The sequence below is a fragment of the Halomicrobium sp. HArcht1-1 genome (assembly GCF_058933285.1).
In genome coordinates this window covers 1,619,889-1,633,660 of sequence record NZ_JBZYDL010000001.1, presented here as the reverse complement: position 1 = coordinate 1,633,660, position 13,772 = coordinate 1,619,889, and the positions used below count along the sequence as shown (strand labels likewise).

14 protein-coding genes are annotated in these 13,772 nt (G+C 66.7%); 8 read left to right on the top strand and 6 right to left on the bottom strand.

Annotation, left to right across the window (positions count from 1 at the left end):
• Window positions 1-20: 20 nt before the first annotated feature.
• The gene (locus AC5FRZ_RS08560; RefSeq protein WP_170094268.1) at window positions 21-500 is read left to right on the top strand and encodes an HTH domain-containing protein; all 480 of its coding nucleotides are present in this window, start codon (window positions 21-23) and stop codon (window positions 498-500) included.
• A 63-nt stretch (window positions 501-563) separates the two neighbouring features.
• Here the strand turns inward: AC5FRZ_RS08560 and AC5FRZ_RS08555 are convergent, their stop codons facing one another.
• Together AC5FRZ_RS08555 and AC5FRZ_RS08550 are read right to left on the bottom strand one after the other, a co-directional pair.
• Window positions 564-929: a Zn-ribbon domain-containing OB-fold protein gene (locus tag AC5FRZ_RS08555; RefSeq protein WP_170094267.1), complete on the bottom strand. Its 366-nt coding sequence runs from the start codon at window positions 927-929 to the stop codon at window positions 564-566.
• 79 nt (window positions 930-1,008) lie between these two features.
• On the bottom strand, window positions 1,009-2,160 hold the full coding sequence (locus AC5FRZ_RS08550) for a thiolase family protein (RefSeq protein ID WP_493564378.1): 1,152 nt from the start codon (window positions 2,158-2,160) through the stop codon (window positions 1,009-1,011).
• A gap of 121 nt (window positions 2,161-2,281) precedes the next feature.
• On the opposite strand from AC5FRZ_RS08550, the gene AC5FRZ_RS08545 reads away from it, so the two are divergent.
• Complete coding sequence (locus AC5FRZ_RS08545) at window positions 2,282-2,497, top strand: DUF7836 family putative zinc-binding protein (RefSeq protein WP_240936967.1); 216 nt, start codon at window positions 2,282-2,284, stop codon at window positions 2,495-2,497.
• A 3-nt stretch (window positions 2,498-2,500) separates the two neighbouring features.
• On the opposite strand, the gene AC5FRZ_RS08540 is transcribed toward AC5FRZ_RS08545, so the two are convergent.
• Genes AC5FRZ_RS08540 through AC5FRZ_RS08530 form a run of 3 tightly spaced genes read right to left on the bottom strand, consistent with a single transcriptional unit; the run spans window position 2,501 to window position 5,185 of the window.
• Complete coding sequence (locus tag AC5FRZ_RS08540; protein WP_493564377.1) at window positions 2,501-2,842, bottom strand: DUF8022 family protein; 342 nt, start codon at window positions 2,840-2,842, stop codon at window positions 2,501-2,503.
• 2 nt (window positions 2,843-2,844) lie between these two features.
• The gene (locus AC5FRZ_RS08535; protein ID WP_493564376.1) at window positions 2,845-4,440 is read right to left on the bottom strand and encodes an acyl-CoA carboxylase subunit beta; all 1,596 of its coding nucleotides are present in this window, start codon (window positions 4,438-4,440) and stop codon (window positions 2,845-2,847) included.
• Between the two features lies 1 nt (window position 4,441).
• Window positions 4,442-5,185, bottom strand: a complete 744-nt coding sequence (locus AC5FRZ_RS08530) for a beta-ketoacyl-ACP reductase (protein ID WP_170094263.1) — start codon at window positions 5,183-5,185, stop codon at window positions 4,442-4,444.
• A 205-nt stretch (window positions 5,186-5,390) separates the two neighbouring features.
• Between AC5FRZ_RS08530 and AC5FRZ_RS08525 the strand changes: the two genes are divergently transcribed.
• Genes AC5FRZ_RS08525 through AC5FRZ_RS08500 form a run of 6 tightly spaced genes read left to right on the top strand, consistent with a single transcriptional unit; the run spans window position 5,391 to window position 13,057 of the window.
• The gene (locus AC5FRZ_RS08525) at window positions 5,391-6,551 is read left to right on the top strand and encodes an alpha-1 4-glucan-protein synthase (protein WP_493564375.1); all 1,161 of its coding nucleotides are present in this window, start codon (window positions 5,391-5,393) and stop codon (window positions 6,549-6,551) included.
• Between the two features lie 34 nt (window positions 6,552-6,585).
• Window positions 6,586-7,779 (top strand): extracellular solute-binding protein, encoded by a 1,194-nt coding sequence (locus AC5FRZ_RS08520; RefSeq protein ID WP_493564374.1) that lies wholly within the window; start codon window positions 6,586-6,588, stop codon window positions 7,777-7,779.
• Entirely contained in the window at window positions 7,779-9,404 is a 1,626-nt protein-coding gene (locus tag AC5FRZ_RS08515; RefSeq protein ID WP_493564373.1) for an ABC transporter permease, read from the top strand. Before AC5FRZ_RS08520 ends, AC5FRZ_RS08515 begins: the two co-directional genes overlap by 1 nt.
• Window positions 9,394-10,527 carry an ABC transporter ATP-binding protein gene (locus tag AC5FRZ_RS08510; RefSeq protein WP_372478994.1) on the top strand — a complete coding sequence of 378 codons (1,134 nt, stop codon included), beginning with the start codon at window positions 9,394-9,396 and terminating at the stop codon, window positions 10,525-10,527. The genes AC5FRZ_RS08515 and AC5FRZ_RS08510 overlap by 11 nt, the downstream gene beginning before the upstream one ends.
• On the top strand, window positions 10,524-12,521 hold the full coding sequence (locus AC5FRZ_RS08505) for a DUF7846 domain-containing protein (RefSeq protein WP_493564372.1): 1,998 nt from the start codon (window positions 10,524-10,526) through the stop codon (window positions 12,519-12,521). The genes AC5FRZ_RS08510 and AC5FRZ_RS08505 overlap by 4 nt, the downstream gene beginning before the upstream one ends.
• Window positions 12,518-13,057 carry a gluconate 2-dehydrogenase subunit 3 family protein gene (locus AC5FRZ_RS08500; RefSeq protein WP_153553325.1) on the top strand — a complete coding sequence of 180 codons (540 nt, stop codon included), beginning with the start codon at window positions 12,518-12,520 and terminating at the stop codon, window positions 13,055-13,057. Before AC5FRZ_RS08505 ends, AC5FRZ_RS08500 begins: the two co-directional genes overlap by 4 nt.
• Here the strand turns inward: AC5FRZ_RS08500 and AC5FRZ_RS08495 are convergent, their stop codons facing one another.
• On the bottom strand, window positions 13,058-13,768 hold the full coding sequence (locus AC5FRZ_RS08495) for a dolichyl-phosphate hexose transferase (protein WP_170094256.1): 711 nt from the start codon (window positions 13,766-13,768) through the stop codon (window positions 13,058-13,060). It abuts the gene before it with no gap.
• Between the last annotated feature and the right edge of the window lie 4 nt (window positions 13,769-13,772).

Below are 13,772 nucleotides of genomic sequence, written 5' to 3'. Positions count from 1 at the left end.
GGCTACTACGGAGAGACACCATGCCCACGACAGAGCGGCCGGGGGGAGTTCGGGCGAGGCTATTCGTTCGGGAGACCCTCCCGACACCGGCGACCCAGAGCAGCCAGCGGACCATCGCGCGACTGGAGCGGCTCACGTCGGAGGGGCTGCTCGACGGCTACAGCGTAACGTCGTGGGACAAGCGGCTGCCGGTCGACGGGGCAGACGCGCCCGAACAGCGGCGGCGGTACAACGAGTTCAGCGACTGGGCCCGGTCCAACGGTGCCCGGCTGACGCCGTTTTTCGACACCCGAGAGTGCTACTCGATGGAGACCGGCGAGAAGCGCACCGAGTTGGTCTTTCCCGCGATCTGTCTCGCACTCTACGAGGACGGCGACCTCCGGACCGTCGCACCGCACGCGGCGGGTTCCGAGACCGAATCCGTCGCGGACTGTCTGGACCGACTGGTCGAACAGTCCACCGACGAACCGGTTCGACGGACGACCGTCACGGCGGACTGAGACGTCTCACTGGACTGGTCGGAACTGAGCCGCTTCCGACCAGTTGTTCGACGGCGAGACGCCTCACTGGACTGGTCGGAACCGATACCCGTCCCAGTCCTGACTCTCCGGTTCCTTGATCCCGATCTCGGGATCACGCAGTTCCTCGACGTACACCGGTTCGACCACGTCGCCGGTTTCGACGTCCTCGGTCGTGACCTGGCCGAGCGCGCGGACGACGGTGTCTGCCACGTCGAACTCGACGATCGCCAGCGTGTTCGGCTCGCGCACGCCCGGCGGCGTCGCCGTCGAGTGAGTCCAGGTGACGACCTCGCCGCGGCGCTCCGAGAGGTCGATCGTCTCGGTCTGTTTCTCGCCACACTCCGGACAGAACGTGTGGCCGGGATAGGTCACGTGACCGTTCTCACAGCGGTGTGCGTCGAAGGTCACGCGAGGTCACCTCCCTGTGACCGAGTGTGACGTTGTCGCGCGCGATACGAGCCTCCGAGGTGTGCGTGTCCAACAGCAGTCATTCTGCGGCCTCCATGATCGTGGTGATGACACAGTTCCCGAAGCCACCGACGTTACAGGCCAGTCCCACGTCGGCCTCGACCTGTCGAGGCCCGGCCTCGCCGACGAGCTGTTCGTAGATCTCGACGCCCTGAGCGACCCCGCTCGCGCCGAGCGGGTGGCCCTTGGACTTCAGTCCGCCGGAAGTGTTGATCGGCAGTTCGCCGTCTCTGTCCGTGTACCCGTCCATCGCGAGTTCCCAGGCTTCGCCCTGCTCGGCGACGCCGATCCCCTCCAGCTGGAGGAACTCCAAGATCGTGAACATGTCGTGGAGTTCGGCCACGTCGAGGTCGTCGGGACCCAGGCCGGCCATCTCGTAGGCCTGGTCGCTCGACTCGACGACGCCACCCATCACCGTCGGATCCGTCCGCTCGTGGACGACGTGGGTGTCCGTCGCGCCGCCGATCCCCGAGACGACGGCGTAGTCGTCGGTCAACTCGGCCGCCCGCTCCTCGGTGGTAAAGAGCATCGCGGCGCTGCCGTCCGTGATCGGACAGAAGTCGTACAGGCGCAGCGGGTCGGCGACGATCGGCGACTCCAGGGCCGTCTCCATCGTGATCTCCTTCTGGAACTGCGCGTTGGGGTTGTCGACGCCGTTGTGATGGTTCTTCACGGCGACTTTCGCCAGCGATTCGCGGGGGGCGTCGAACCGTTCGAGATAGTGGCGAGCGGTCAGGCCGGCGAAAGACGGCAGCGTGACGCCGTGTTTGTACTCGTCGGGATGGGTGATCGAGGCGATGATGTCGGTCGCTTCCGGCGTCGTCTTGTGGGTCATCTTCTCGCCGCCGACCAGCAGCGTCATCTCGCTCGCACCGGAGGCGATCGACTGCCAGGCCTCGTAGATCCCCGCACCGCCGGAGGAAGACGTCTGATCGACCCGCTCGCTGTAGGCCGGCAGCAGGCCGAGATCGTGGGCCAGCCAGTTCATCACGCCCGTCTGCCCCTCGAACTCCCCGCTGGACATGTTCGAGACGTACAGATGCTCCACGTCGTCGTTGTCGATGGGTGCGTCGGACAGACACGCCTCGCCCGCCTCCGCGAGTAGATCGCGGAGCCAGGCGTCGCGCTGGCCGAACTTCGTCATCGACGCTTCGATTACGGCGACTCCCATGTGGGTGGGGACTCGCGGGGGTATTGTGTTCGTTGTGGTTCCAGTTGTCTTTGCCCTGACCTGTCACTCTAGGTGTCGTTGTGGCCCGCGTTCCCGGCGGTCGAGAGCCCGGACAAAGTATATGAGTGTGCCACTGGCACACGAACACATGCAGGAAGCCTGGATACAGCTCCAGTGTCCCGACTGCACGACCGAGTGGGAACAGCGCCTCTCCGAGCTTCCGGCGTCGGGAGAGCGGTTCCAGTGTGACCACTGTGACGCGTACAATCCCACCGCGGAGTTCGCGAAGACCACCCGCGACCTCGAAGTGCTCCGAGAGATGAACGGCGCGGAGTAGCGCCTACCGATAGAACGACCGACCGGCCGCCTTCCACTCGTCGCCTCGCTCGACTCGCTGTGGGCGGCGGCGCTTGCCGAAGCGTTCGAGACGCCCTTCGAGTACCCACTCGTTGGCGTACTCGGGCTCGGAGTCACTCGCGGCCGCTGCCGCGGCGGCCCCAGCGCGCTGGCGATCCGTGACGTGAGCACTGATCGCCGAGGCGATGGCCGCGGCCTCGGACGGCGAGGCGTCGTCCGGGAGCGACACGTCCAGTTCCCGGTCGCCGGCAGTGACGGTCACCGTCGTCTCGTCGGCGTCCTCGACCGCTTCCTCGTCGTCGTCGGTTGATTCGAGTGACGACATCGTTACAGTGGGATGTTGCCGTGGTCTTTCGGCGGCGACTCCTCGCGTTTCCGTTCCAGCAGGTCGAGGTCGTCGATCAGTCGTTCGCGGGTGTCCTTCGGTTCGATCACGTCGTCGAGGTAGCCCCGCTTGGCCGGCCCGTAGGGGTGAGCGAACTCCTCGCGGAACTCGTCCATGAGCGCCTGCCGGCGGGCGTCGGGATCGTCGGCCTCGGCGATCTCGTTGCGATAGAGGATGTTGACCGCGCCGCGCGGTCCGAGCACCGCCATCTCAGAGCCCGGCCAGGCGTAGTTCACGTCCGAACCGAGGAACTTCGAGGACATGACGATGTAGGCCCCGCCGTAGGCCTTCCTGACGACCACGGACAGCAGCGGCACCGTCGCCTCGGCGTAGGCGTAGATGAGCTTCGCCCCGCGGCGGATGATCCCGTTGTGCTCCTGGTCGGTCCCGGGCATGAAGCCCGGCACGTCGACCAGCGAGACGATCGGGACGTTGAACGAGTCACACATCCGGATGAACCGGGCGGCCTTCTCGGAAGCGTCGATGTCCAGCGTCCCGGCGCTGACCCGGGGCTGGTTGGCGACGATCCCGACCGAGCGCCCGTCCATGCGGGCGAAGCCGACGACGACGTTGCGCGCCCAGTTCTCGTGGACCTCGAAGAACGAGTCCTCGTCGACGATGCTCCCGATGACCTTCGTCATGTCGTAGGGCTTGCGCGGGGCGTCGGGGACGATGTCGGTGACCTCCGGCACCTCGCGGTCCGGTTCGTCCCACGGTTTGACCCGCGGCGGGTCCTCCATGTTGTTCTGTGGGAGATACGAGAGGAGCCGCCGGATGTTCTCCAGTGCGGCCTCCTCGCTCGGGTAGGCGAAGTGGGCGACGCCGGACTTCGAGGCGTGTGAGCCCGCACCGCCGAGTTCGCCCTTGGAGACCTGTTCACCGGTGACCGTCTCGATCACGTCCGGCCCCGTGATGAACATGTGGCTGGTGTCCTCGACCATGAAGGTAAAGTCCGTCAGTGCGGGCGAGTAGGTCGCGCCGCCGGCACACGGCCCCATGATCGCCGAGATCTGCGGGATCAGTCCCGAGGCCTCCGTGTTGCGCTGGAAGATCTTGGCGAAGCCGACGAGCGAGTCGACCCCTTCCTGGATGCGCGCGCCGCCGGAGTCGTTCAGCCCGATGACGGGTACGCCGTTCTCGATGGCCTTGTCCATCACCTTGCAGATCTTGTCGGCGACGACCTCGCCGACGGAGCCACCGAGGACGGTGAAGTCGTGGGCGAACAGGAAGACCTTCCGCCCGTCGACCTCGCCGTAGCCCGTCACGACGGCGTCGCCCGCGAACTGCTTTTCTTCCATCCCGAAGTTCGTCGACCGGTGTTCGACGAAGGGGTCGATCTCGTTGAACGTTCCGTCGTCGACGAGGAAGTCGATCCGTTCGCGGGCAGTCATCTTCCCCTTGTCGTGCTGGGCCTGGATGCGATCCTCGCCGCCGCCGAGTTGTGCTTCGCGTTTGCGTTCCCGAAGCTCCTCGATAGGGTCAGAGACCGCGTCGTCGGTCTCCGCTTGGCCGTCCGAATCTGTGTCGTGCTCACTCATGTTACCACTCCATACCGCCGTTGACGCCCAGCACCTGCCCGGTCATGTAGCTCGACTCTTCGCTGGCGACGAACCGGACGATCCCCGAGATGTCCTCGACCGTGGCGAACCGATTCAGCGGGATCTCTCGCAGAATCTTCTCCTGCACACGCTCTGGTACCTCTTCGAGCATGTCCGTGGCGACGAACCCCGGTGCGATGCAGTTGGCCGTCGAGCCGGTGTCGGCGAGTTCGAGCGCGAGCGTTCGGGTGAACCCGAACAGACCGGACTTCGTCGTCGCGTAGTTGGCCTGCCCGTAGTTGCCCTGCTGGCCGACGACCGAGGAGATGTTGATCAGTCGCCCGGTTTCGGACTGCTCGATGTCCTCGTAGAAGGCGTTCGTACAGTTGAAGACGCCGCCGAGGTTCACGTCGATGACCGTCTCCCAGTCATCGCGGGTCATGTTCTCGAACTTCTTGTCGATGGTGACCCCGGCGTTGTTGACGAGTACGTCCACCGACCCGAACGTGTCGTGTACCGCCGCGACCATCGATTCCACGTCGTCCTGCTCGGAGATGTCGGCCTGTGCGGCCATCGCGGTGCCGCCGTCGTCTTCGATCTCCTCGACGACGGCTCTGGCTTCGTCTTCCGACGAACGATAGTTCACCACGACGTCGCCCCCGTGGGCGGCCAGGTCTTTGGCGATACCGCGTCCGATCCCGCGCGACGACCCGGTCACGACGCAGGTCTGGCCATCGAGATTCATGGCTGGCCGCGATCGCCCCCAGTAGTTCGTCTGTTCATGGTACTGGAACACGCCGCGGGCAAGCAAATAATAGTTCTCCTTATTCAGCCTATATTTACTATATACATTCATTACCGACTGGCAAATTATTCCGAAGGCTTCCTTCGTGGGTGATAGACGACAACGACAAGTATTTTAGGGTTGCCTAAAGAGATGTGGGCAACCAATGACCGACATCTGCGTCGTCGTTCCGACGATCAGGGAGTACGAGTGCATCGAGGCGTACGTCGAGAACGCGCGTCGACACGGGTTCGACACCGACCGTCTGTCCTTCGTTCTCGTGACGGAGGACTTCTGTGACACCGACGAGATGGCCGCGCTGATCGACGATCTGGGCGTCGACGGCGAAGTGTTCGACGGCTCGCGCCGCACCGAGTGGTTCGAACGGCAGGGCGTGAGCGAGTACGACCACCTGATTCCCGAGGCCAGTCACGCACAGACCTCCTTCGGCCTGCTGTACATGTGGGCCAACGACTTCGAGTACGGCGTGTTCATCGACGACGACACGCTCCCCCACGACGACGTGGACTTCTTTGGCACCCACATGCGGAACCTCGACCACGACGGCGAGATCGAGCAGGTCCGTTCGGACGAGGCGTGGGTCAACGTCCTCTACCAGTCCGACCACGACCTCTACCCGCGTGGCTACCCCTACGCCGCCATGGACGAGACCGTCGAGACCGAGACCGCCCACGTCGACGAGGTCGTCGCCTCACAGGGTCTCTGGACGAACGTCCCCGATCTCGACGCGGTCCGTATCCTGATGGACGGCGACCTGCAGGGCCAGGCCCAGACGCGCACGACCAGCGAGGACTACGGGACGGACTTCGTCGCCGCACCGGGCCAGTACCTCACTGTCTGCTCGATGAACCTCGCCTTCCGCCGGGAAGTGATCCCCGCCTTCTACCAGTTGCCCATGGACGACAACCGCTGGGACGTGGGTCGCTTCGACGACATCTGGAGCGGGCTCTTCCTCAAACGGGCCGCCGACGTGCTCGGCAAGCAGGTGTACAACGGCGACCCCCTCTGTGAACACAACAAGGCTCCCCGCTCGACGTTCTCGGACCTCACCAACGAGGTCCACGGCCTCGAACTGAACGAACACGTCTGGGAGATCGTCGACGACGCGGGCGACGACGCCGAGAGCTACGCCGGTGTCTTCCGGGCGATGGCCCAGGCCCTCGCCGAGGGCGACTTCGACGACTGGGAGAACGGCCCGTTCCTGAACTACTGTGGCGAGTACATGCTCGACTGGCTGAGCTGTCTCGACGAGATCGACCCGGGCAGCCTCAGCGACGAACCGACCGCCGTACCGGCAGACGATTAGAAAGGTATAAGTTGTTTAGGAGGGCCTAAATCTAATGATGGAACACAACGCCGACGACGACGATCGATCGGATCGAGATCGCACGCGTCCGTCGTCACGCCGGGGCTTCTTGGCCGCGAGCAGCACGCTCGCCGCCAGCGCGCTCGCCGGGTGTACGGACATGCTCCCTGGTGGGAGCGGCGGGACGAGCGGAAGCGAGCTGTCTGTGGGAGACTTCCGCGGCTCGGGCCCGCTCGTCGAACAACGCTCCGCTCCGGAAGGGACCAGCATCGACGACCTTCCGGACCTCTCGGGCGAACTGACGATGTTCCTCGGTGGCGGCGAGAGCGGTCTCTACCTCGATCTGGTCGATCTCCTCGAACAGATCTATCCCGATTTCGACGTGAGCCCACAGCAGGACTCGGCCAGCAACCTCGCGAACCGAATCAGTGTCGAGAACAACGCCGGTAACACGCCCGCAGACGTGTTCATGGCCGTCGACGCCGGTGCGCTCGGATCGGTCGCACAGGACGGAAACGCCGCGTCGATGTCCAGCGAGGTGACCGATCCGGTTCGCGACGCCTTCAAGGACAGCGAGGGCCGCTGGGTCGGCTTCGCCGGCCGCGCCCGCGCGATCCCGTACAACACGAACGAGCTCTCGGCCAGTGACGTGCCGAGTACGGTCGCAGAGTTCCCCGAGACGAGCGCCTTCGGAGACTCCTTCGGCTGGGCACCCAGTTACAGCGCCTTCCAGTCGTTCGTGACCGCCATGCGTGTCATCGAGGACGACGAGACGACTCGCCAGTGGCTCCAGTCCATGCAGGACCTCGGAGTGACGACCTACGACAACGAGTTCGCCGTCTCGAACCGCGTGGCCGACGGCGAGATCTCGGCCGGTTTCGCGAACCACTACTACTCGCTGCGGGTCCAGAGCGACCGCTCCTCGGCCCCGGTCGACCTCGCGTTCACCGAGGGCGACGCCGGTGCGCTGGTCAACGTCTCCGGTGCCCAGATCCTCGACGGCACCGAGAACAAGGAACTCGCGGAGAACTTCCTCCGACACGTCCTCTCGGCGGAGGCCCAGGAGTTCTTCGCCACTCGGACGTACGCGTACCCGATGATCTCGGGCGTCGAGCCGGTCGGCGGTCTCCCGACGATCGACGAGCTGAACCCGCCGGACATCGATCTGGGCGAGCTGTCGGATCTGGGCGGGACCGTCGACATGCTGCGTGAGGTCGGCGTCCTCTGATGGCCACCGGAGATCGCGACCGCGTCGCCGAGCAGAGCCAGGGGGCGACCACCGAACGCTCCGCCTCCAGAGTGCTCTCCGGCGTCGCCGTCGCGATCACGCTCCTCGTGCTCTCGCCGCTCGCCTGGCTCGTCCTCCGGGCCGGCGAGATGGACACCGCGCGTGCGATCGAGTTGCTCACCAGCCAGACGACGATCGAGGTGACGGCGAACACGATCGTGCTGGTGGGCAGCGTGACTCTGTTGTCCGCGCTCGTCGGAGTCCCGCTTGCGATTCTGACGGTCCAGACGGACCTTCCTTTCCGCCGATTCTGGACGGTCACGAGCGCGTTGCCGCTGGTCGTCCCCAGCTACATCGGCGCGTTCGCGTTCGTCTCGGCCTTTGGCCCGCAGGGCCACCTCTCGAACCTGCTCGCGCCGCTTGGCGTCGAGCAGATCCCGGCGATCTACGGGCTCCCGGGCGCGACGCTGGTGTTGACGCTGTTTACGTACCCCTACATCTTCCTGACGACCCGCGCCGCCCTGCTGTCGTTCGACGGGACGATCGTCGAGGCCGCACGGTCGCTCAACCACACGCGCTGGGAGGCGTTCAAGCGCGTCACGCTGCCCCAGATCCTGCCGGGAATCGCGGGCGGGGGACTGCTCGTGGCCCTCTACACGCTCGGTGACTTCGGGACGCCGTCGATCATGAAGTACGACGTGTTCACCCGAATGATCTTCAACGAGTTCGGGGCGCGCCGGATCGACTACGCTGCCGTGCTCTCGTGGCTGTTGCTCGCCATGGCGGTCGTCGTCCTCGCCATCGAGTCGCGGATCGAGGCCGGTCGAGACGGCGCGTACGTCAGTCGCGGCGCGCGCCGCCCCGGCGAGATCAAACTCGGCGTCTGGAAGCTCCCGGCGACGCTGTTCTGTGGCGCGGTCGCGACGCTCGGACTCGCGCTGCCGATCGCGATTCTCCTCCAGTGGCTCGTCAGGGGCGGCGTCGGCTACTCGGGGGCTGGCCGGCCCTTCGAGCTGGGCTTTGCCTGGAACTCGCTGACCGTCGCGGCCGCAGCGGCGGCGGTCAGCGTCGTCGTCGCGCTCCCGCTCGCGTACCTCGCGGCCCGTGGCGACTCGCGGGTCAGCTCGCTGCCGGACCGACTGAGCTACGTCGGCTACGCGGTCCCCGGCGTCGTGCTGGGCCTCGCGCTGGTCTTCCTCAGCCTCAAGTACGTCCCCTTCGTCTACAACACGGTGTTCCTGCTCGTGTTCGCCTACGTCGTCCGGTTCATGCCACAGGCGGTGGGGACGACGAAGTCGTCGCTGTTACAGGTCGATCCCAGCTACGTCGAGGCCGCTCGGTCGCTGGGATACCCGCCGCTGACGGCCTTCCGGAAGGTCGTCTTGCCCCTGGTCGCGCCCGGTATCGCGGCCGGCGGCGCGCTGGTCTTCCTGACGACGATGAAAGAGCTGCCGGCGACGCTCATGTTGCGGCCGCTGGGCTTCGAGACCTTCGTCACCTACATCTGGCGGGTCCAGGAGTCCGGCTACTACGGGCAGGCCGCGGTCCCGGCGCTCGTACTCGTCGTCGTGTCCGGACTGTCGATGCTCGTCATCCTCGGGAGGGAACAACAGAATGGAGCCTGACATAGACACACGCAACACGACAGCAGCGTTCGACTCGGTCGAATCGGCGGTCGACGATCCGTCCGCGACCGTCCTCGAACTCGACGGGATCACCCGCGAGTACGGCGCGGAGACGGCGGTCGACGACCTCTCGCTGTCGGTCAACGACGGCGAGCTACTGACACTGCTCGGCCCCTCGGGCTGTGGGAAGACGACGACGCTGCGCATGATCGCCGGCCTCGAACGTCCATCGGGTGGTTCGATCCAGATCGAGGATCGGGCCGTCGCCGACGGATCGACCTTCCGCAAGCCCGAGGAGCGAAACGTCGGGATCGTCTTCCAGGACTACGCGCTCTTCCCGCACCTGAACGTCGCGGAGAACATCGCCTTCGGGCTCCGGGACGCCGACAGCCACGAGGCGGACGAGCGGGTCACGGAGCTGCTGGAACTCGTCGATCTCACCGACCACCGCGAGAAGATGCCCAGCAAGCTCTCCGGCGGCCAGCAACAGCGGGTCGCGCTGGCGCGTTCGCTCGCGCCCGAACCCGACGTGTTGCTGCTCGACGAGCCGTTCTCGAATCTCGACGTGCGCCTCCGTGTCGAGATGCGCGAGGAGGTCCGGAAGATCCTCAAGCGAGCCGGCGTGACCGCGATCTCGGTCACGCACGACCAGGAGGAAGCCCTCTCGATCTCCGACCGGGTCGCGATCATGAACGACGGCACGATCGAGCAGGTGGGCGATCCCGCCGAGGTCTTCGAGAATCCCGAGTCGCGCTTCGTCGCGAGCTTCCTCGGGCAGGCGAGTTTCCTCTCTGCCCGTGTGGCCGGCGACGACATCGAGACCGGGATGGGGACGTTCAGGACGGCGCGGCTCAACGGCCCCGTCGAGGCGTACAACGGCGCGACCGTCGACGTGCTCGTCCGGCCCGACGACCTGCGGGCGATCCCGACGGCGGAGTCGACCGCCGACGGCTACGTCACGCAGCGCCAGTACAACGGCCCCTCCTTCGTCTACCGGGTGAAGCTCCACAGCGGCGACGTCGTCCACTGTCTGCACAACCACAGCGAGTCGTTCGAACCGGGCGAACCGGTCGAGATCGACCTGACGGCCGACCATCCGCTGGCCTGGTACCCAACCGAATGACGCGCCGCCGCCACCGGCTCGCGGTCGCGGGGCTGGCGGTGACGGCGGGGGTCGTCGTCTACGCGCTGGCGACGCAGGTGTTTCCCTACCACACGACCAACCACGACGAGGCCGTCTACCTCCAGCAGGCGGCCATGTTGCTGGATGGACGGCTGTTCCTCGATCCGCCCGTCACCGACGCGTTCCGACCGTGGTTCTTCGTCGAGGCCGGCGACGGCCGGCTGTACCCCAAGTACTCGCCCGTGCCGGCCGCGATGTTCGCGGTCGGGACGCTCCTGGGCAGCGCCCGCATCGCGCTCGCGCTCGTGGCTGCCGGCGTCGTCGCGCTGACGGTTCGGGTCGGCACGGAACTGTTCGACCGTCGGCGGGGACTGCTGGCCGGGGGGTTGCTGCTGGGCTCGCCGCTCTTTCTCGTCGACGCGTCCGTCTTCCTGCCGTACGTCCCGACGACGCTCTGGAACCTCGGGTTCGCGGCGGCGTACCTCCACGCCGACCGGACCGGGAGCCGGGCGAGCGCGGTCGCGGCGGGAGCGGCAATCGGGATCGCCTTCTTCGCGCGCCCCTACACCGCGGTCCTGTTCGCCGCGCCGTTCATCGCCCACGCGCTGTGGACGCTGCGGGAACTGGAGCGCGAGCCACTCGTGCGACAGGGCCTGACGGCGGCGCTGGGGATCGTCGGCGTCGCCGTGGCGCTTGGCTACAACGCGGTGGTGACCGGCGATCCGCTGCGCTTTCCCTACCAGGTCTTCGCTCCCATGGACGGACCGGGCTTCGGCGTCCGCGAGATCGCCGGCTACAGCCGGGAGTACACGCCCTCGTTGGCGCTGCGCTCGAACGCCGAGGCGCTGTGGGTGTACGCGACCAGGTGGGTCGTCGCCGGTGCGCTGGGGACGCTGGCGGCCGCCCTCGGCTTCGCGACGGCGATCAGGCGGGGACTGACGCCGCGACAGGCGACCGTCGCCGGGATCGCCCTGACGGTCCCCGTCGGGAACCTCTTCTTCTGGGGCACGCTGAACACGCTCGGCGAACTGGATCGGGCTGGCGACGGACTGGTCCACACGCTCGGGACGTACTACCACGTCGACCTCCTCTTGCCGACGGCCGTCTTCGGCGCGGTCGGGTTGACCGTCGCGTGGGATCGGCTCCGCCAGACGGTGCAGCGTCGCTCCTGGGCGAACGCCCGACACGTCACCGCGGCGCTCGTCCTCTCCGCGACGCTCGTTGCCGGTCTGGGCGTCGCCATGGTCGCGGAGCCGGTGTCGGACAACGCGGCCGTCACCGACCGCTACGAGCAGGCGTACGAGCCGTTCGAGGAGCGGTCGCTCGACGACGGGCTCGTCTTCTTGCCGACGCCGTACGGCGACTGGCTGGGCCATCCCTTCCAGGCCCTGCGAAACGATCCGGGCTACGACGACGGGACGGTGTACGCGCTCGACGAGCGGCAGTTCGCCGTCGTCGACGCGTTCCCGGACCGGGAAATCTATCGGTACACCTACCGCGGGCCGTGGTCGCCCACGACCGGCGCGACCGTCGAGCCGCGGCTCCAGCGCGTCGAGCACGCCAGCGGCGAGACGGTGCGTCAGGAGACGACGCTCGGAGTCCCACAGTTCGCACAGCGGGTGTCGATTCGACTGGCCAGCGAGAACGGGAGTGGCTACACGACCGCCGACGTGGCCGGCCGTGAGTCGCTGTCGCTCCAGTTGGCTCTCGACGGGGAGCGGGCGGCGCTGACCGGCGAGGGGCTCGACCGGACGGTCGTCCCCCTCGCGGACCGCGAGCGACTCGTCCTGTCGGCGTTCGTCGACTACGGCACCGGAGCGGGTTTCACTTACCGGTTCGAAGTGCCCGTCGAGACCGCCGACGGACGCGTCCGCGTCCTGACGCCGTACGCGGAGGTCTGTCGGGACGGGCGACTCTGTGGCGGCGAAGCGGCGTACGTCCCCGGCAGCCACGAGGACGGCGTCTCGATCGAGACGACGCTGACGACACCATGACCGACTACGAACTCACACGACGCGACGCGGTGATCGCGCTCGCCGTTGGCGGCGTCGCCGCCGGGAGCGCGTTGACCTGGGATCGGCTCCGCCGAGACGACGAGCAGCCGGGGCTGTCCGAGCAACAGCGAGAGACGCTGCTCGCGCTCGCAGACACGATCTATCCCGAGGCCGTCGACAACGTCGACGCGTTCGTCGAGCGGTACGTCGTCGGGAAAGTCACCGACCGGCCGGCGTACGGGCGTGGCGTGGCGACGGCGCTGGACGAACTGGAATCCTACGCCCAGACGTGGGAAGAGCAGTCCTTCGCAGCGCTCGATCAGGCAGGGAGAGACGAGTTGCTCCGGGAGTTCAGCGTCGACACCGCGGATCCGGACCCAGACGGACGGCCGGAAGAGCGAGTCCGGTACTACCTGGTCAACGAACTCCAGTACGCGCTGTACTCGTCGCCGACCGGCGGCAAGCTCGTGGGCCTGGAAAATCCGCAGGGCCACCCCGGCGGGACGGAGAGCTACCGACAGCCGCCCGACCGGTGATCAGCGGAACTGCTCTTGGACGCAGACTTTGACGATGGACTTCGCGATGGCTGCACCGCCCGAGAGCGGGTCGAGCTTCGTCTCGCCGGCCCGCTCGGCGTAGGCGATGGGCGCTTCGCGCACGTCGTAGCCCCGCATCAGCGGGCGGATCAACAGCTCTGCCGAGAGGCCGGTGTTCTCGGTCCACTCGATCTTCTGGACGACCTCGCGGCGGTAGGCTCGCATGCCAGTCGTCGTGTCGTGGACGCGCTCGCCCATCAGCACGCTCGCCAGGACGGCGAAGGCGTGGTTCCCGAAGCGATTGAACGCCGGCATCGGATCGGCACCGTGGTAGAGCCGGTCGCCGCTGACCACGTCCGCGCCGTCGTTGATCAGTTCGAGGAAGTCGCCGAGTCGATCCATCGGATAGGTGTCGTCACAGTCGGTCGTGACGACCACGGGCCGGTCGGCGGCCAGCACCGCCTCGCGGACGGCGACACCGTACCCCTGTGGCTCCTGTTCGATGACGCGGGCACCGTGTTCGCGGGCGATCTCCGGCGTGCGGTCGCTCGACCCGTCGACACAGATCACGTTCGCGCGGCCGTCCGTCTCGGCGTCGATGTCAGAGAGGACCGTCCCGATCGCTTCGGCCTCGTTGTACGTCCCCATGACGACCGTCAGGTCGTCGAAGGTGAACCCATCCTCCCCTTCTGAAACCGTCTGTTGGCTCATTAGA